This is a genomic window from Rummeliibacillus sp. TYF-LIM-RU47, assembly GCF_008638315.1.
GTDB classification, from domain to species: Bacteria; Bacillota; Bacilli; order Bacillales_A; family Planococcaceae; genus Rummeliibacillus; species Rummeliibacillus stabekisii.
In genome coordinates, this window is record NZ_VVIR01000001.1 from 1,968,782 (window position 1) to 1,986,027 (window position 17,246).

At 39.3% G+C, this 17,246-nt stretch carries 23 protein-coding genes and 1 other annotated feature; of the genes, 1 reads left to right on the forward strand and 22 read right to left on the reverse strand.

Features of this window, described 5'->3' with window-relative positions:
• Positions 1-99: 99 nt before the first annotated feature.
• Positions 100-1,254 (reverse strand): pyridoxal-phosphate-dependent aminotransferase family protein, encoded by a 1,155-nt coding sequence (locus F0527_RS09910; RefSeq protein ID WP_150284699.1) that lies wholly within the window; start codon positions 1,252-1,254, stop codon positions 100-102.
• A 204-nt stretch (positions 1,255-1,458) separates the two neighbouring features.
• Here F0527_RS09910 and F0527_RS09915 point away from each other — a divergent pair, with 204 nt between their 5' ends.
• Positions 1,459-1,992, forward strand: coding sequence for a transcription repressor NadR (locus tag F0527_RS09915; RefSeq protein WP_190323433.1), 534 nt, complete (start codon positions 1,459-1,461; stop codon positions 1,990-1,992).
• Positions 1,993-2,033: 41 nt separating this feature from the next.
• Here F0527_RS09915 and pheA read toward each other — a convergent pair whose 3' ends face one another.
• The 21 genes from pheA to pilM form a co-directional block, all read right to left on the reverse strand.
• Positions 2,034-2,891, reverse strand: coding sequence for a prephenate dehydratase (gene pheA, locus F0527_RS09920; protein WP_173668478.1), 858 nt, complete (start codon positions 2,889-2,891; stop codon positions 2,034-2,036).
• Between the two features lie 11 nt (positions 2,892-2,902).
• Positions 2,903-3,358, reverse strand: coding sequence for an ACT domain-containing protein (locus tag F0527_RS09925; protein WP_066788500.1), 456 nt, complete (start codon positions 3,356-3,358; stop codon positions 2,903-2,905).
• A gap of 18 nt (positions 3,359-3,376) precedes the next feature.
• On the reverse strand, positions 3,377-4,666 hold the full coding sequence (gene obgE / locus F0527_RS09930; RefSeq protein ID WP_150284701.1) for a GTPase ObgE: 1,290 nt from the start codon (positions 4,664-4,666) through the stop codon (positions 3,377-3,379).
• Positions 4,666-5,202, reverse strand: a complete 537-nt coding sequence (locus tag F0527_RS09935) for a Spo0B domain-containing protein (protein ID WP_150284702.1) — start codon at positions 5,200-5,202, stop codon at positions 4,666-4,668. The genes obgE and F0527_RS09935 overlap by 1 nt, the downstream gene beginning before the upstream one ends.
• Before the next feature lie 197 nt (positions 5,203-5,399).
• Positions 5,400-5,696, reverse strand: a complete 297-nt coding sequence (gene rpmA / locus F0527_RS09940; protein ID WP_066788509.1) for a 50S ribosomal protein L27 — start codon at positions 5,694-5,696, stop codon at positions 5,400-5,402.
• A gap of 12 nt (positions 5,697-5,708) precedes the next feature.
• Positions 5,709-6,050, reverse strand: a complete 342-nt coding sequence (locus F0527_RS09945) for a ribosomal-processing cysteine protease Prp (protein ID WP_066788512.1) — start codon at positions 6,048-6,050, stop codon at positions 5,709-5,711.
• 15 nt (positions 6,051-6,065) lie between these two features.
• Positions 6,066-6,374: a 50S ribosomal protein L21 gene (gene rplU / locus F0527_RS09950; protein ID WP_066788515.1), complete on the reverse strand. Its 309-nt coding sequence runs from the start codon at positions 6,372-6,374 to the stop codon at positions 6,066-6,068.
• A 13-nt stretch (positions 6,375-6,387) separates the two neighbouring features.
• Positions 6,388-6,462: a sequence feature (ribosomal protein L21 leader region), on the reverse strand.
• 35 nt (positions 6,463-6,497) lie between these two features.
• Positions 6,498-7,130: a M50 family metallopeptidase gene (locus F0527_RS09955; RefSeq protein WP_066788519.1), complete on the reverse strand. Its 633-nt coding sequence runs from the start codon at positions 7,128-7,130 to the stop codon at positions 6,498-6,500.
• The gene (locus tag F0527_RS09960) at positions 7,118-7,639 is read right to left on the reverse strand and encodes a peptidoglycan DD-metalloendopeptidase family protein (RefSeq protein ID WP_150284703.1); all 522 of its coding nucleotides are present in this window, start codon (positions 7,637-7,639) and stop codon (positions 7,118-7,120) included. The genes F0527_RS09955 and F0527_RS09960 overlap by 13 nt, the downstream gene beginning before the upstream one ends.
• 186 nt (positions 7,640-7,825) lie before the next feature.
• On the reverse strand, positions 7,826-8,623 hold the full coding sequence (gene minD / locus F0527_RS09965) for a septum site-determining protein MinD (protein WP_066788525.1): 798 nt from the start codon (positions 8,621-8,623) through the stop codon (positions 7,826-7,828).
• A 1-nt stretch (position 8,624) separates the two neighbouring features.
• Positions 8,625-9,296: a septum site-determining protein MinC gene (gene minC, locus F0527_RS09970; RefSeq protein ID WP_066788527.1), complete on the reverse strand. Its 672-nt coding sequence runs from the start codon at positions 9,294-9,296 to the stop codon at positions 8,625-8,627.
• A gap of 23 nt (positions 9,297-9,319) precedes the next feature.
• On the reverse strand, positions 9,320-9,847 hold the full coding sequence (mreD, locus tag F0527_RS09975) for a rod shape-determining protein MreD (protein ID WP_066788529.1): 528 nt from the start codon (positions 9,845-9,847) through the stop codon (positions 9,320-9,322).
• On the reverse strand, positions 9,847-10,749 hold the full coding sequence (gene mreC / locus F0527_RS09980) for a rod shape-determining protein MreC (RefSeq protein ID WP_147195807.1): 903 nt from the start codon (positions 10,747-10,749) through the stop codon (positions 9,847-9,849). The genes mreD and mreC overlap by 1 nt, the downstream gene beginning before the upstream one ends.
• 14 nt (positions 10,750-10,763) lie before the next feature.
• Positions 10,764-11,780, reverse strand: coding sequence for a rod shape-determining protein (locus F0527_RS09985; protein WP_147195809.1), 1,017 nt, complete (start codon positions 11,778-11,780; stop codon positions 10,764-10,766).
• Between the two features lie 95 nt (positions 11,781-11,875).
• On the reverse strand, positions 11,876-12,574 hold the full coding sequence (radC, locus tag F0527_RS09990; RefSeq protein ID WP_304621415.1) for a RadC family protein: 699 nt from the start codon (positions 12,572-12,574) through the stop codon (positions 11,876-11,878).
• Positions 12,564-13,175 (reverse strand): Maf family protein, encoded by a 612-nt coding sequence (locus tag F0527_RS09995; RefSeq protein WP_150284704.1) that lies wholly within the window; start codon positions 13,173-13,175, stop codon positions 12,564-12,566. Before F0527_RS09995 ends, radC begins: the two co-directional genes overlap by 11 nt.
• Positions 13,176-13,269: 94 nt before the next feature.
• Entirely contained in the window at positions 13,270-13,899 is a 630-nt protein-coding gene (locus F0527_RS10000; RefSeq protein WP_150284705.1) for a hypothetical protein, read from the reverse strand.
• 84 nt (positions 13,900-13,983) lie between these two features.
• Positions 13,984-14,739, reverse strand: a complete 756-nt coding sequence (locus F0527_RS10005) for a prepilin peptidase (protein ID WP_150284706.1) — start codon at positions 14,737-14,739, stop codon at positions 13,984-13,986.
• Positions 14,740-14,751: 12 nt separating this feature from the next.
• On the reverse strand, positions 14,752-15,591 hold the full coding sequence (locus F0527_RS10010) for a hypothetical protein (RefSeq protein ID WP_150284707.1): 840 nt from the start codon (positions 15,589-15,591) through the stop codon (positions 14,752-14,754).
• Entirely contained in the window at positions 15,588-16,175 is a 588-nt protein-coding gene (locus tag F0527_RS10015) for an LCP family protein (RefSeq protein ID WP_150284708.1), read from the reverse strand. Before F0527_RS10015 ends, F0527_RS10010 begins: the two co-directional genes overlap by 4 nt.
• Positions 16,172-17,152, reverse strand: coding sequence for a type IV pilus biogenesis protein PilM (gene pilM / locus F0527_RS10020; RefSeq protein ID WP_150284709.1), 981 nt, complete (start codon positions 17,150-17,152; stop codon positions 16,172-16,174). The genes F0527_RS10015 and pilM overlap by 4 nt, the downstream gene beginning before the upstream one ends.
• Positions 17,153-17,246 lie beyond the last annotated feature (94 nt).

Consider the following 17,246-nt stretch of genomic DNA (forward strand, 5'->3'; position numbering starts at 1 on the left):
TTCTTAAAAAAGGGAGTTTAGTTATTTAGCTGAACAACAAAAAAACCTGTTCCCACATTCAAGAACAGGTTTATAATCTTTTCATAGCTGAAGATTATTTTATTTTTTTTGTGCTTCCAGAAAAACCTTTTGTGCTGCAGATATACCTGCAGCCGGTTCGAAAGAATAATTAAAATCTTGCAAACCTGCTTCTATTAAAGAAATAGCTTGCAAAATATCACTTGGGAAGCAGTATCCCATATGACCAAAACGGAAGATTTTCCCTTGTAGTTCGCCTAGTCCCCCAGCAAAATCAAGATGATATTGTTTCTTTAAATGCCCAAGGAATTGAGAAAGATTTATTCCTTCAGGTGCCATAATAGCTGTGATTGTAGGTGAAGCATATTCATCAGAAGTTAACACCCCAATAGATAGTGCTTTCATTGCTGCACGTACCATATCCTTCATAAGTTCGTGGCGAGCAACTGTTTGATCAAAGCTTTCTGCTTCAATCAAATCGCATGCTGCAGAAAGACCATAAATCAATGTAATTGCTGGTGTATTCGGCGTCATACCTTTTTGTGCCCATTCCCGGTAGCTTAATAAATTCAAATAATAAGCAGAGGTTTTATTCTCTTCAATTACTTTCCATGCTCTGTCGCTGACACTAACAAAGGCAAGACCTGGCGGCAGCATCATTGCTTTTTGTGATCCTGTTACTAAAATATCAATGCCCCATTGATCCATTTTCACAGGAACCCCGCCAATACAGCTTACTCCGTCTACGATAAACAATGCATCTGATTTCTCACGTACAACTTTCGCCAGTTCTTTAACCGGATTTAAGATACCTGTCGAAGTTTCATTATAAGTGACAAATACAGCTTTAATATTTGATAAAGGTTCTAAAAATGTAGCAAGATCTTCAGCGGTACATGCTTCGCCCCAAGGTTTTCTTAATACATGCGCATGGAACCCATGTTTTTCGCAAATAGAAACGAAATAATCACCAAAGGCACCGATACTAACTACGACAACTTCCTCACCAGGGGAAACAGTGTTAACAACAGCTGCTTCTAATGCGGCAGTACCACCAGATGGGAGCAGTAAGATTTCTTGTTTTGTTCCAAAGATAGGTTTTACGCGATTAGTAGTCTCACGAAATAGCTTAACGAATTCTTCGCTTCGATGGCTAATAATATCTTGGCTCATTGCAAGCTGCACTTTCTTCGGTATAGGTGTTGGACCTGGATGTCTTAGAATATTTGAATACATACATTTTTCTCCTTTAACAGTTTAATAAAGGTATTTTATCTTTTCCTAAATTTATTATACCAAAGATTATGATAGTAGGTGTCTAGGAGGGCTTAGCACAGCAAGACGACATAAGTTTTGCTACAAACAAGTGCCAATTAAACAGATACGACAATTAATTTCATGGTACACTAAAGACACTTAAGCTATTTTGAGGTGTTATGTATGAAAAAATTATTAGGAGAAGAACGCAGGGCTTATTTATTAGATTTACTGAAAACAACCGGACAAGCCATTACTGGAACAGAATTTGCCAAGAAAACAAATGTATCTCGGCAAGTAATAGTAAATGACATTGCTTTATTAAAAGCCCGCAATGAGCCTATTATCGCTACGAGCCAAGGCTATCTTTATATGAGCATAGAGTCTAAGCAGCAAGTATTTGAACGCCAAATCGCAGTTCACCATACAGCTGACCAAACAGAAGATGAGTTGAACATGCTAGTGGATGCAGGCATTACTGTGAAAGATGTGACAGTAGAACATCCATTATATGGTGAAATCACCGCGGCTATAATGGTTAAAAATCGTTTTGAGGTGCAACAATTCCTTCAAAAATCACGTGAGACCAATGCTACACCATTATCAGCATTAACAGGCGGTTCACATCTGCATACAATATCTGCTCCTACAGAAGAGCAATTAGACCTGGCCGAAAGCCTTTTACAACAAAAAAATTATCTTCTAAGTAATAATTAGAGATACAAAAAAGTGTCCATCATGTCTGGACACTTTTTTTGTTACTTTTTATATGTAAAGTAGCTGCCTAAAGTTTTCACAGTGCAATCTAGCGCAGCCAGTTCCTCCATTGCACCTCTCATCATTGGCGCATTTTCGTCTTCCAATACATCTAAAGTAAAGAAGTAATCACCTAAGCCTGTTTTTAATGGACGTGATTCGATTTTGCTCAAATTAATTTGGCGCCACGCGAAGACAGATAATATTTGATGTAAAGCTCCTGAACGGTCGCTAGGCAGTTCAATCATTAACGTGGTCTTTATCTGTTCCTCATGGCCCTGTTGCAACAAGCGTTGATTTTCATTCGCTAATATGAAAAATCGTGTATGATTAAAGTGAAAATCATGAATATAACGTTCTACAATTTTCAACTTATACGTTTCAGCAGCCGCTTTGTTGCCAATCGCTCCGATGCACTCATTCGGATGCTCAGCAATATACTTGGCTGCAGCAGCAGTAGAAGCAGTCTCATGCAAAGGAACTCCATGAAAATGGTTGTACAAATATTTATGGCACTGAGCTAGTGCATGCGGGTGCGAATAAATATCCGTTAATGTTTCCCAATTCTTAGCTTGCTGCGGATGCACTAAAAGATGCTGTTCGATCGGCGTCAAGACTTCCCCTACGACATATAATTCTGCTTCATGAAACAAGTAATCTATTGTTAGAGGTACAGTACCCTCTAGCGCATTTTCAAGCGGCACGATTGCATAACTCACGCGCTTACTCGCAACTGCTTCAATACAAGCAGGAATACTTTGATATGAAGAAAGCTGATCATCTAAAAAGAGTTGCTGTGCTGCTAAATGTGTAAAAGTTCCTTTTGGCCCTAAATAAGCTACACGTTGATCCTGTGACAATAAACTCCCTCCTATAAAGCACCTGAGCTAATTACCTCCGCCGATTCGACAAAGTCTAATTTTTTGAGACGTTGGATTAATTCATCTAATTCCCCTTCCATCACCGTTACATCAAGTGAAAGAGTCACATTTGCACGGCCTTGGATAGGGATTGTTTGATGGATTGTTAAAATATTACAATGTGCGTCAGTTACAGTGTTTAAAAGCCTTGCTAACGTTCCTTTACGGTCTTCAAGCTGCAAAAAAACAGTTAAAATGCGTTCTTGTACAATGGAGTGAAAAGGGAAAACAGCATCTCGATACTTATAAAACGCACTTCTTGATAAATCGACTTGTTTCACAGCATCCCATATGGAAGAAACAGCACCTGTTTGCAATAAATGCTTGGCTTCCAATGTTTTTTGCATGGCATCTGTTAACACATCTTCGCGTACTAAATAATAGCGTTGATCTGCTATATTTTTCATCCTTTTCCCCCCTGAATCCTACTCAACAAAATCAAATTCAAATTTCAACAAACGAACCGTATCACCATTTTGCGCGCCACGTTCACGTAGAGCATCATCCACACCCATACCTCGCATTTGGCGTGAGAAGCGGCGAACAGATTCTTCGCGGCTAAAGTCTGTCATCTTGAATAGGCGTTCAATTGAATCCCCAGATAACACAAATGCTCCGTCATCATCACGCGTAATAACAAAGTCCTTGCCTTTTGCCTCATGTTTGTAAAGAACCGTTGCTTCTGTTTCTTCCTCTTCGATTTCATTCAATGAGAATTCCGGCGTTTCATCCAATAGATCTGCTACAGCAAATAGCATTTCTTTCAAACCTTGGCGTGAAACAGCAGAAATCGGGAATATTCTAGCATCGCTTCCTACTTTAGTACGGAATTCTTCTAGGTTTTCTTCCGCTTCCGGCATGTCCATTTTATTGGCAACAATAATTTGCGGTCGTTCAGTCAATCGCATATTGTATTGTTCTAACTCTTTGTTGATTGTCAAATAATCTTCATATGGATCGCGACCTTCCATACCAGACATATCAATTACATGGACGATTACACGAGTACGCTCAATATGACGTAAAAATTGGTGTCCAAGCCCAACTCCTTCTGATGCGCCTTCGATTAAACCTGGCAAATCTGCCATAGCGAAGCTTCGTCCATCCTCTACACGTACCATTCCTAAGTTAGGCACTATTGTAGTAAAATGATAAGCGCCGATTTTAGGCTTAGCAGAGGTCACGACAGATAATAAGGTTGACTTGCCCACACTTGGGAATCCAACTAATCCAACATCAGCTAATACTTTTAGTTCTAGAACTACATTTAGCTCTTGTCCAGGCTCACCTTTTTCTGAAAGTTCCGGAGCCGGGTTTGCAGGTGTGGCAAAACGAGAGTTTCCGCGACCACCGCGGCCACCTTTAGCAATGACTGCTTTTTGTCCATGTTCTACTAAATCTGCAATAACGCGACCTGTCTCTTCTTCCGTCACAACAGTACCTGGAGGAACAGATACATACATAGCTCCAGCCCTTTTGCCATGCATATTTTTGCTCATACCATGTTCGCCGCGGTCTGCTTTAAAATGACGTTTAAAACGGAAATCCATCAATGTACGTAGACCTTCATCTACGATAAATATAACATCTCCGCCATTCCCTCCGTCACCGCCTGCCGGGCCACCGTTTGGAATAAATTTTTCACGGCGGAAGGCTACCATTCCATCGCCGCCATCTCCACCTTTAACATAAACTTTTACGTGATCGACAAACATTAAATTCCCTCCCTTTTCGTAATAATCATATGCCATTCATTTTGTGTAAAAGAAATTTCTTCATTCATTATGAATGGGTGTTTTAGAATATGATAATGCTCTTTTTGGCTCCAATGGCCAATTAAATGAAATTCTATTTCAAATTGTTGGTTACTAGCATATATTTGCAACGATAGCTGTTGGTCTACGAATGGATCAAGCGCTTCATAGATATGTAAAATAGCGCCTTCTAAATAATCGCATACCACAATGTCTGCTTCTTGGTTAATCTTTTCATCAATGTTAGTTTCTACTTTCACATGAATACTTGGATAGCGCCATTCTAGTGTATGAATCCAGTCGATTGTCTTTGGCAAACCCATTTTGTTGATTGAAAAGAAGGTTTTGCATTGCTCTGCTGTTTGTTCAACAGCATTTTTCGCTTCTTCTAGGCGACCCAAATCAAGGTTCATTTTGATTAATTGAAGTTGATTCATAAAATCATGGTTCGCAAAGCGCAGCACTTCATTTACGTTGAGTGATTGATGCTTCGACAAGACTACACGCTCCTTTGCTTGAACAATTGCAATATTAGTATACCAATTTCAGAAATATTTTTCTTCTATTTGAAAAAACGACTTTCGCAAAAAGAGCGAAAGCCGATTTTGATAAGGTATGATTATTATAAAGAAAGAGGCTGTCTCAAGGTGCAGATACACTCTTGAGACAGCCGTCTAGTCTTCATACCCTGCTATTAAGCTTCTTGAGCAACTGGGTATACGCTGACTTTACGTTTATCGCGACCTAGGCGTTCGAATTTAACAACACCATCGATTTTAGCGAATAAAGTATCGTCACCACCGCGACCTACGTTTTCACCTGGGTAAATTTTAGTACCGCGTTGACGGTATAAAATAGAACCAGCAGTAGCAAATTGACCATCAGCACGTTTAGCGCCTAAACGTTTAGACTCAGAGTCACGACCGTTCTTAGTAGAACCTACACCTTTTTTAGAAGCGAAGAATTGCAAATCTAAAGATACTAGTAACATATGTTCCACCTCCTAGATCATCTTATATTTTAATTCGATAAAATCTCCGTAACTGGCAACCATCGTATAGAATTGCGTTACCATTGTTTGGAGAATAATTTGCAGTTTTGCATCAAGCTCAGCATCAAGAGTCGTTTGGTCGATAACACAGGATAAATATCCCCCGTTTTCGCCTTGCTCAATCCCCGGTTGTAATTGAAGTATTTGTCCAATCGCATTGACACTGCCAAAAGCAATGGCAGATACGCCGGCGCATACTAAATCATGACCAGGATCGCCTGAATAGGCATGACCTGAGACTTCAAAGCCATATGACTTTCGATTTTCATCGCTATGAACTGTAATAGTGATCACAATATCACCTCATCATTAAGCGTTGATTGTTTCAACAACTAATTTTGTGTATGGTTGACGGTGACCTTGTTTACGACGGTAGTTCTTTTTAGCTTTCAATTTGAAAACAACGATTTTTTTCGCACGGCCTTGTTTTTCAACTTTAGCTGTAACTGTTGCTCCTTCAACGAATGGAGCACCAACTTTAACGTCATCGCCACCAACAAAAAGAACTTTGTCAAAAGTAACTGTTTCACCAGCTTGTGCGTTGATTTTTTCAACGTAGATTGCTTGGCCAGCTTCTACTTTAACTTGTTTACCACCAGTTTCAATAATTGCGTACATAACTGCACCTCCTTAGATAACTCAGACTCGCCTTCAATAGGTGATCATAATCGATGCTTAAACCTTTTCAGCGCGGTTGTAGCACGGGTGCTACATAACATTAGAAATTTTATCATACCAAAACTATGGCGTCAACCTATTTAATACGATGTTTTCGAAAGCTTGTTCATATCGACGGTATCGAAATGCTTGTATATTCTGAATGAATAAAAGAATAAGTATCAAAATAAAAAAGAAAGATTCCGGTATATATAATAACGCCATTAGCAGGCACAGGAAACAACAGGACATAGAAAATGCTAAAAAAGACGTTTTTGTTTGGATAATTGATTTTTTTTCACTCCACAGGATTTCAACGATCCGTCCACCATCTAGCGGCCAAATCGGCAATAAATTCAATAAGAGTAATAAAAGCTGAATTGTTTGCAAGGGCACGCTCAAATTTTGTGGCAAAAAAAAGAGTGCTAGGAGGAATAAGAGAAGAGTGGCAAACGGACCTGCTATGGTAATGAGCAACTGTTGCTGTTTGGTCATTTGCCAGCTCTTGCTGAATTGTATTTCGCCTCCATAAGGCATGATCACACAGGATTTTATATTGGCTCCCACAAGATATGCAACTATCAGGTGCCCTAACTCATGAATGCACAATGACAAAAATAACAGTGCATAGTTTGCAAACTGTCCTGTCAGAACTAGCCAAACGATGATAGGCAAAAGTGTTGGATGAAGCTTCACTTTCAGCATTATTGTAGCCATTCTTTTAATGAACCAGGATCTAAAACGGCACCCTTGCGTTCCACCTGCAAGTAAAACGTGCCTGGCTCCATTGATGATAGGGCTTCGCCTTCTCTTAGCGAGGTATACGGCAAATAATCTAATGTCTTCAATAAGCCATACGTGACCCTCTCTCCCGTATCATATGTAACAGTCATCGTTTTGCCTAGAGACTTTGTGTTGCCTGTAAATGTGACAAAGCCGTCATGCTTCGCGTAAATAGTCATTGGTTTATCATAAGAGAGCAAAACGCCCTTTGAAAAAGTTTGCATTGTATCATAGTTACTGATATACGCATCTGTCACCGGAGCCATAACAGGCACCTTTTCCTCCTCATGGAATACGCTCTTTGTCCACTTTGTTAATATAAATAGGTCATCATTTGAAAGAACGTAATCTGTTACATCACTCTTTATTATTTGCTTTTTCTCTAAAAAAAGAACGGTAAATAAAATAATCGCAATCCATACAGCAATCTTCCATTTCTTCAAAACTCCACACCCCCAAAAGACTTTTTCTATTAGTTTATGAGGGAGTATGGATAAACAGTACAGAATTATAATCAATCAAACCTATTACTAATTTTTTTGTACTAGGCTAGGACATACGACTATAAAATAAAAAGCCTTTCGGAAATTCTTTTCCAAAAGACTTTTACATTATGTAGCTATAGACAATTATCTTGAGAACAAGGCTTTGATTTTGGCAAAGACACCTTTATGTTCATTTTCTAATGTCATAAGCGGCACAGATTCACCTAAAATACGGCGAACAATATTTCGGTAAGCAATAGCTGCTTGTGTAGATGGTTCCATAACGATTGGTTCACCTTTGTTAGAAGAACGAATAACATGTTCATCATCTGGGATGATACCGAGTAAATCAATGGAAAGATGTGTAGTGATTTCATTTACATCTAGCGCATCACCACTTTTCATCAGTTGCGGCCGAATTCGGTTGATAATCAATTTCGGCGGTTCAATCTCTTCTTTTTCAAGCAATCCAATAATGCGGTCAGCATCACGAACAGCAGAAATTTCAGGAGTTGTCACAACAATTGCACGATCAGCTCCTGCTATTGCGTTTTTATAGCCTTGCTCAATCCCTGCTGGACAGTCTATTAAAACATAGTCGAACTCAAGCTTTAATTCGTCTATCAGCGTTTTCATCTGTTGTGGCGTCACAGCGTTTTTATCTGACGTTTGAGCAGCAGGCAAAAGATAAAGCAATTCATCAAAGCGCTTATCTTTCACTAATGCTTGATGGACCTTACAACGTCCTTCAATCGTATCTACTAAGTCGTAAATAATCCGATTTTCTAACCCTAGAATAACATCTAGATTTCGTAAACCGATGTCCGTATCGACCAAGCAAACTTTTTTATTTTGAAGTGCCAATGCAGTACCTAAATTAGCTGTAGTAGTTGTTTTACCTACTCCACCTTTACCCGAAGTAATTACAATAGCTTCACCCACATTAGCTTCCTCCCTTAAATGTCGATAAATTTGGTCTCAGATTTCGTAAATCCTGCAACCGATCAATCGCAATGCGGCCGTTTGTATGAATATACGCACATTCCATTTCAGGTTTGTTTGCGAGAATGGTAATTTCATTGGTCATTAATTCCATTAAATCGGCAATCATTAGGTGTGTCGCTTCAAGCCATGAGGCTGCGATTACACTATCGCGATTGCCGTTAAACCCCGCATGCGCCATTCCCTTCAATCGACCCATTACATAAATACTGCCGCCAGCAACCACTTTGCCATTCGGGTTTACATCCCCAATGACAACAAGGTCACCGTCAGCCTTTATTTCTTGTCCAGAACGTACAATACCTATGTAAGTAGATGATTGGTTTCTCAAAAGCTTTTCATTGCATTCTTCCATCGTAATTACGTCGCTCTTAATCTTTGTCACTTTTAATGACTTTGATTCTTGAACAATATGGAGAATTTCTTTCAGCTGCTCTTGGTTGCAATATCGATTTCCTACATGGATAGTAACTTCGGCTTGTCCTTCGAGCCCTTCTTCTGTGACTTTGCGCTTTAATTCATCTAATAAATCAGAGTAAGCGCACTGATCATCTAGCTGAAGCACGAGCCCTTCTTTCGTTCCTTTAATTAAGACTAGCTGCTTAGTTGTCAAATGCTTCACCTCACGCTTCTCTGCTATAACGTTGATTGATTTGCCTTTAATAACACACGAGCTTCGATTAAATACTTAAACGTCCATCCGAGCATGATGAGATAAATAGAATTGGCAATCATGGTTGGAATCAACCGTTGATTTAAAAATTCTGTAAAGGGTACAGACGTAAAAGAAATGAGTAAGAAAAATTGGTTCAAGACAATTTCCAAAAGCGCTACAAGCACTAATGAAAGGATGGTAGTAATAGCAAGATGTTGATGTATATATTTCACTGTAGAACCCGCCACAAAACAAATGAACGGATACAGGAATGTATATAATCCAATAATATCAATATAGAAAATATCATACAATACCCCAAATATTAATCCATACATCATTGCCCGCTTACGATCATAATAAATTGACAAAAAGATTAAATACAGAATTAAAAACCGCGGCACTAAATAATAGAGATGGCCATGCCATTCGATGGGTGAATACAATGAAAAACCAGGTTCCAAAAAGAAGAGCACAACAGCAACAAACGGAATTAGAAATCGCGCCATTACTTTTGATCTCCTCCGTCTGTTTTAGTTGATTTGTCTGTATTAGCCCCATCTGAACCGTCAATAGCAATTGACTGGCGTTTGGCAATTACCACATGATCGAGCATAGAAAAATCAGCTGCCGGTTTAACATAAGCAAGTTTTGTCAACCCATAGTCATCTGTAGAAACCTTTGTAACCTCTCCAATTAAGATACCTTTAGGGAATATACCACCAAGGCCGGATGTCGTTACTTTATCACCTTTTTTAACAGCAAGGCTTGAATCAATCCGTTTTAAGACTAATTCGCTGCGCTTTGGATCAAACCCTTCTATTAAACCAAATGCCTCTGTTTTTTTATTCGCTATCACAGCAGATACACGATAATTTGTATTATTTGTCGATAGAAGTTCTACTTGGGATGTATAAGGTGTAGTTTGTACTATCTTACCAATCAATCCCTTAGATGTAAGCACTGCCATATTTACTTTTACGCCATTCATTGAACCTTCATTTAAAATCAGCTTTTCTTCCCATTGGTCAGGGTTTCGCGCAATTACATTAGCCTGAATCGGATTGAAGTTGCGCAAATCATCTTTTTTATCAACTAAATCTTTTAACTTGTCATTTTCTACTTTTAATTCATTGACTTTAGCTTGTAATGTGCCGAATTCCTCCAAGCGCGATTTTAAACGTTTATTCTCTTCATACGTATTCATTAAATCGTCTACATTATTGACTAATCCTGTAATATAGCTTGCAGGCTTAGCAACAATCGATTGTCCAAAACCAACCGTATCTTTAATAATCTGCTCGGGAAGCGAGGCTTGTCGATCACGTAAGGTAAAGCTAATCAATGCCACTAAGAGGATTACGCCGACAAGCAGCAATATTAATCGCTTATTCGAAAAAAACTGTGGCATTGCCTATTTCCCCCTTATTTTGATTGGTGGCGACGCATTAAATCGATATTGTCAAGTGCCATACCAGTTCCGATCGCTACACAGTCTAATGGGTTTTCTGCAATAAATACAGGCATATTTGTTTCGTCGCTGATCACTTTGTCCAAGTTTTTAAGCAGCGCGCCACCGCCAGTAAGTACAATTCCTCGTTCCATTACATCAGCAGATAATTCTGGTGGCGTTTGTTCTAGTGTTTTCTTTACGCCGTCAATAATAGCCGCAATCGACTCTTTTAAAGCATCTACAATTTCAATAGATGTGATTTCAATAGTTTTAGGAAGTCCTGTCACAAGATCGCGACCGCGAATTTCCATTGTCTCTACTTCACCTTCTGGGCTAGCAGAACCGATTTCCATCTTGATAGTTTCAGCTGTACGTTCACCGATTGTCAGGTTGTATGTTTTACGGATATAAGCTGTTATAGCAGCATCCATCGCATCCCCGCCAACACGGACAGATTCACTTGTTACAATACCACCTAATGAAATTACCGCTACTTCAGATGTACCGCCACCGATATCAACTACCATACTACCTGTAGGTTCCCAGACTGGTAGATTTGCGCCAATTGCAGCTGCAAATGGTTCTTCAATTGTGTATGCTTCTTTTGCGCCAGCTTGGCGAGAGGCATCAATAACAGCACGCTGTTCTACTGAAGTAATACCATATGGTACACAAATCATCACATTTGGTTTTTTCCAGTTGCCGCCTGAAGCTTTCATTGCTTCTTTCATATAATACTCAATCATTGTTGTAGTAATGTCGAAATCTGCAATAACTCCGTCTTTCATCGGACGAATAGCTACAATAGATCCTGGTGTACGACCGATCATATTTTTCGCATCATTACCAACTGCTACAATTTCACCTGTTTTTGTATTCTTCGCTACTACTGATGGTTCACGAAGCACAATGCCTTTTCCTTTTAAAAATACCAATGTATTTGCTGTGCCGAGGTCAATCCCGACATCTTTTCCACCTAATCCAAACACGTTTTGTTCTTCCTTTCTATTTTTAGCCATAAACTTTAAGAAGTCTTGAAAATCATACGTTTCATTATAACGGATAAGTAGGAAAAATTACAGTACTACATATAACCTTTCTCTTTTAAACTTATAAATTGATGATCTCCTATAATTACGTGGTCAAGAAGCTCAATCCCCATAATTAAACCAGCTTCTTGCAAACGCTTCGTCACGTCTATATCTTCCGGACTTGGAGCAGGGTTACCACTTGGGTGGTTGTGTGCGCAAATGATAGAAGCAGCCGAACGTTTTACCGCTTCACGAAATACTTCCCGTGGGTGCACAATACTTGCATTTAAACTACCGATAAAAATCGTTTGCTGATGAATAATTTGATTTTTGACATTTAAAAAGAGCGTCACAAAGTTTTCTTGCAAAAGCGATGTCATATCCGGCATTAAATAATTCGCTGCGTCCTTTGGAGAACGAATCGTATAGCGTTCGTCTGTCCTCTGCTTATGTAGTCTTTTGCCAAGTTCTATGGAAGCTAAAAGTTGAATCGCCTTTGCCTCACCAATCCCCTTAATTGCGGTGATTTCTTCAATTGTTGCATTTTTCAGCTCATGCAGCTGTTCAAAGTGCGTCAATATACGATTAGAAAGATGAAGCACCGATTCTTTTTTTGTGCCTGTCCGAAGCAATATAGCGATGAGTTCTTGATTCGATAAACTTTCGGCTCCTTGCCTTTTAAGACGCTCTCTTGGTCTATCATCAACATGCACATCGCGGATCATCAGGGGAAGGTCCATATTAGTGGCCATGCACTTCCGCCTCCTCTGATGCCGACATAATCCCTTTTTCGCTCAAAAAGTCTTTTAATATTTTGGTAGGAAGGCCTGCAACATTATATTTGCAGCCATCTATCCTACTGACTAAGTTCTGTCCGACTCCCATAATATTATAACCAATATCTTGTTCGAAAGGTTCCCCTGTTTCAATGTATTGTTGGATTATTTTCTCTGACAAGCATTTCATCGTCACATCTGATGCAACAACAAAAGACGAGAGCTGTTGATCATATCGGATCCCTACAGCTGTCGTCACGCGGTGTTGCCTATTAGATAAACGTTTTAGAAAGTTTCTTGCTTCATTTTTGGATTGGGGCAATGGCAAAAGAGTGCCCTCTATGCTAATAACGCGCTTCACATGCAAATAACAAAGCGACTCATGAGGTGCTTTCATACGAAGCAATTTGATGACAACGGTTGTATTAGCATATTCGAAAGGATTTTCCGGCAAATGATCACCCACCAGGATGTGTTGATGTGTGGTTGAAAAAGGCAGTTGAAGCTCTTCAAAAAGTTCTTCACAATTTCCCTCAGGATTCAATAGAATGATATTTTTCTTTAAAACGATAGACATGCGCTCTCCCCCTTTTTACTATCATAATCGACCAGTACAAATAAGGGAAATTACGGAAAATAGGTGAAATTTATTTTTTGTATGCTTTAACAGTTTAAAATTTAATATTAAGGCAGTCGTTTTGGGCTGCATAATGAGCCAATAACTGCAATTTTACACTTTCTAATTCTTTGGAGCCTTTAGTAACGGCCTTCACATTCGTATTCCAATTCATTGGCAATACTGTTGCTTTTTTAGAATTATTAAAATTTAATTTCGACAAGTTGTCGGCTCTAAGCATCTGTGGTAACATTTTTAATCCTTGTTCATCACAACTAGCTCCTGACAATGCGAAAGGTTTGATGAAGGAATCTTTATTGACAATTTTTTTGATATTCTTTTCTCTATGGTCAATCCCGCCCCATAAGTAATATTGTTTTCCTGCCGGCACAATTGCGACGTTCACTAATTCAGGATGACCTGCTAGAAAATCATTTGCAGCTTGTTCAGATGAATACACGCCGTATTGCATGGCATAGAACTTTGATTCGCTACTCGTATTTTTTACTTTTTGTAATGCGCTGCTTTTCGATAATTCCTTTTCCTCAGCGATTGTCCGTTTTTCAGCAGCATTTAGGATGAAAAAGAAGAGCAATACCCCTGCTACTCCAATCAAAATACCATGTACTACTGCAGCCATCATAAAATGTGTCTTTTCTCGTTTCTTGCCACGATTAAATTTCATGTCATCACTCCTCCCTATTACCCTATCAGAAATGGCATAAAAAAAGACAAGACTGCTGTCGCCTTGTCCTAAAAACTTTTCTCTTTAAAAAAACAAATTACTGTACCATTCGAGCAAGTTCTCACCGTAAAAAAAGACGATTAAACTTGCTAACGCAATCCAAGGACCAAAAGGGATTGGCTGTTTGCGTCCTTTTTTCTGCCATAGTATACCGATAAGGCCTGCTACAAGCCCAATGAGTGCTGATAGAAAGAGTGCTAGCATTGTGTGCTGAATACCCAGTACAAGGCCAATGACAAAGAATAACTTAATATCTCCGCCACCCATTCCTCCTTTTGAAACAAGTGCAATCAAAAATAAAATACTAAAGCCGATCACCGCTCCAGCAAATGCGTCCCACCAGGGTTCAAGCGGCGATACCACTCGTAAAATGATCAATATAAGCGCAAAAGGCAATAAAACTTTATCAGGAATTAACATATAGACGATATCAGAAACGGTGATAATCACCAATAATGATATAAAGAGAAGAGCGACAATTAGCTCTCGAGAAGGCCCGAAATGCAAATAAGCAAGCCCGAAAAAAAGGCCTGTCAACAATTCCATAAAAGGATGGAAAAAACCAATTTTCGCATCACAAGTTCGGCATTTCCCTCTTAGGAATAGATAGGACAAGACAGGCACTAAATCCAACGCTGACAAACGCCGCCCGCATCCTTCACAATGAGAAGGTGGTGACACGATAGACTCATGCCGTGGCACCCTTAATCCCACAACATTATAAAAAGAACCAAAAACAAAGCCAAAAATCATACATACCATCGCATACACAATATCCAAATTAGTCACTTCCTATTTCACGTTTTGATCATCCACTTGACCGACATAATAGAAAGTTGTAAGTTGAATGGTCGCTTGTAATAACTCGTCCTTTGTATTTTCTTCTGAATCTGTTGATGCTTCAACGTCTTTATTCGGGGATTCATACGTCACTGCATCTATACGCATAATTCGCGGCAATATCTCAATTTCCTTTAAAAACTCTTTAATTTCTTTTTCACCTTTCGCTGCGACCGTCACATTCATCGTAACCAACTTTAATGAATCTGGTAGACTATCAAGCGAAATCGGAGAAACAGGCAATGTCTCATCATTATTTTGTTCGTTTGTTACCACTTCGTTTGCATTTTCAGTATTTGTATTATTACTCGTTTTAGCATCAGTTGTCGTCTGAGCATTTGTATTTTCATCTTTATTTATATCGCCTGTTGCTTGGGCTTGGCCATTAGTTGATTGGCCGTTATCCAAACTATTATCTTCAATTGTAGTTTGTAGAGTTTCCTTTACTGACGCATCATAGTTGTTAAACGCCATATCCACTATCTGCGTATCACTGCCCAATTCGACTTGTTCTATCGATTTAATTAAATCACTCAATTCAATTGATGTCGGTACCTTAGCCATCAACTCTGTCGGGCTTTTTTTCGTCGCTTGTTGATTGTCTTTCATTGTTTTAATTTGATTATTTAGCGTAGCAGATTCTGCTCGTGCATCGTTTATCTGTGCGGTCAATGAATCTCTCTCTTCCATTTTCGGCAAAAGAAGATAGTAGTATACCGCAAATCCGATTAAGAAGACGAGCACGATAACTAGAATAACTGTCACTTTTTTGTTTTGTCCGAGTGAGTTCATTGCGTATCACCTTCTGCCAGTAATTTTGCTCGATTAATGGAAAGCACCATCGTCGCCTTGTATCGCGGAATCAAATGGTCGCTTTCAACAGCTTCTTCATACTCTTTTTTCGCTGGGTCGAAGGACTCGACACTTGTTACTTGTACATCGCTAAACAAAGGGTCTGTCAATACATTTTGGACATATGTAGAGATGCCATGAAGCGTTTCAAAATCAATAATGACCGTAACACCAGTTTCACCATATGTAAGAGAAGTCAGCTTCTCGTAAGAGGCCAAATAGCCTTTCACACTGTCAACAATAGGTGTTACCGGATAGGATACCGATTCGACATACTGGACAGATTGGTCAAATGAGCCTTGCCCTGCTGATTGCAGACTGGCCATTTCCTTTGCCGATGCTTCATTCTGGATTACTAGGTTTTGGTGCTGTTGAGTGAGTGATTTAACTTCATTTTGCAATGAATAGTAATAAGACCCTACGCCAATGAAAATTAAAAGCAAAATCGTGCCAGAGAGCCATAACAACGATTTATTGGACGTCCTACGCTCAACTTTTGGAAGGAGGTTAATATTTGGAATCATGCTGTGGGAGCCTCCTTCAATGCAAGGCTAACCAAACCTGCTTGCTGTACATAGAAGTCAGGCGTGACCTTTGCCATTAACTCATCATCAAACACATCAACAGGTAAATTCAATTGGCTTTCAAGCATGTCCGCTATATATGCTATTTCTGGGTTATCCCCTGTCAATAACAGGCGATCCACACCCTTTTCCCCTTTATTTAATGAGTATCGATAAAAATTAATAATCCGCTCGATTTCAGCTAAAGGCTCCATAAGCGCAGCATGGTAGTTCATGACATCATCTTCATAGATATAATCAAAGCCTTCTTCTGTCATGCGGGTTCTCCATTTCGCACGCTCTGTCTCGACTGTTTGGAAACGCAGGAACTCTACTTCACCTGCTGAATAAATAGCAAGTGAAAGCTCATTGATACTCCAATCAATAAGAAGTGTCGTCGTTTCACTCAAACCATCAATCGCTTCGTTTACCAGGCGAAGCAGTGAGATTACCTTAATATCAGCAACTGACGGATGAAGGCCGGCATCATCCAAGAGTCCTGTAATTTTTCTTACTTCATCCGCATTCGTGGCGAAAATAGTCGCCTTACCATCATTTTCATCTGCATCATATATATCAATCAATGGGTTTTCAAAGGGTAAATGAATGGAACGCCCTATTTCCATTTCAACAAATGCTCTAATTTCGCTTTTGCCTTTCAGGTCAGAAGGATGGTCAATACTCTTCATCATGACCGTACTCTCAGGTACATAAAAACGGGCATCATACCCCTTAATACCCCAACTCTTCACCTGAACTTTTAACAACTCAAAAAAGGCAAATTCATCCTCAATGATGCCTTCTACGACTATTCCTTCATCAAGCGCCACGGAAAAGTATCTAGCTTGAGACAAATCATCACTGTTTGATGCCAGTGCCTTTAACATAAAATCATTATAAACGAGCGCCACATGGCGTCTTTTCTTTTTAAACAACATGTCAGTACCCCCTAGGAGAAAAGAAAAAGCTTTATAGCTTTAATGCTTCGATGGAGAAAGCAACTGTTGGCGTGTAGTCTTGGTTGCTTTCTTC

What these genes read in the sequence shown, in the direction of transcription:
- mreC (WP_147195807.1), bottom strand. Translation starts at nt 10,749, where the DNA reads ATGCCACAGTTTTTTTCGAATAAGCGATTAATATTGCTGCTTGTCGGC.
- F0527_RS09995 (WP_150284704.1), bottom strand. Translation starts at nt 13,175, where the DNA reads ATGTCTATCGTTTTAAAGAAAAATATCATTCTATTGAATCCTGAGGGA.
- obgE (WP_150284701.1), bottom strand. Translation starts at nt 4,666, where the DNA reads ATGTTTGTCGATCACGTAAAAGTTTATGTTAAAGGTGGAGATGGCGGC.
- rplU (WP_066788515.1), bottom strand. Translation starts at nt 6,374, where the DNA reads ATGTACGCAATTATTGAAACTGGTGGTAAACAAGTTAAAGTAGAAGCT.
- F0527_RS10010 (WP_150284707.1), bottom strand. Translation starts at nt 15,591, where the DNA reads ATGAACTCACTCGGACAAAACAAAAAAGTGACAGTTATTCTAGTTATC.
- F0527_RS09955 (WP_066788519.1), bottom strand. Translation starts at nt 7,130, where the DNA reads ATGGCTACAATAATGCTGAAAGTGAAGCTTCATCCAACACTTTTGCCT.
- mreD (WP_066788529.1), bottom strand. Translation starts at nt 9,847, where the DNA reads ATGGCGCGATTTCTAATTCCGTTTGTTGCTGTTGTGCTCTTCTTTTTG.
- F0527_RS09925 (WP_066788500.1), bottom strand. Translation starts at nt 3,358, where the DNA reads ATGAAAAATATAGCAGATCAACGCTATTATTTAGTACGCGAAGATGTG.
- radC (WP_304621415.1), bottom strand. Translation starts at nt 12,574, where the DNA reads ATGGCCACTAATATGGACCTTCCCCTGATGATCCGCGATGTGCATGTT.
- F0527_RS09915 (WP_190323433.1), top strand. Translation starts at nt 1,459, where the DNA reads ATGAAAAAATTATTAGGAGAAGAACGCAGGGCTTATTTATTAGATTTA.
- F0527_RS09910 (WP_150284699.1), bottom strand. Translation starts at nt 1,254, where the DNA reads ATGTATTCAAATATTCTAAGACATCCAGGTCCAACACCTATACCGAAG.
- F0527_RS10015 (WP_150284708.1), bottom strand. Translation starts at nt 16,175, where the DNA reads ATGATTCCAAATATTAACCTCCTTCCAAAAGTTGAGCGTAGGACGTCC.
- rpmA (WP_066788509.1), bottom strand. Translation starts at nt 5,696, where the DNA reads ATGTTACTAGTATCTTTAGATTTGCAATTCTTCGCTTCTAAAAAAGGT.
- pilM (WP_150284709.1), bottom strand. Translation starts at nt 17,152, where the DNA reads ATGTTGTTTAAAAAGAAAAGACGCCATGTGGCGCTCGTTTATAATGAT.
- F0527_RS10000 (WP_150284705.1), bottom strand. Translation starts at nt 13,899, where the DNA reads ATGAAATTTAATCGTGGCAAGAAACGAGAAAAGACACATTTTATGATG.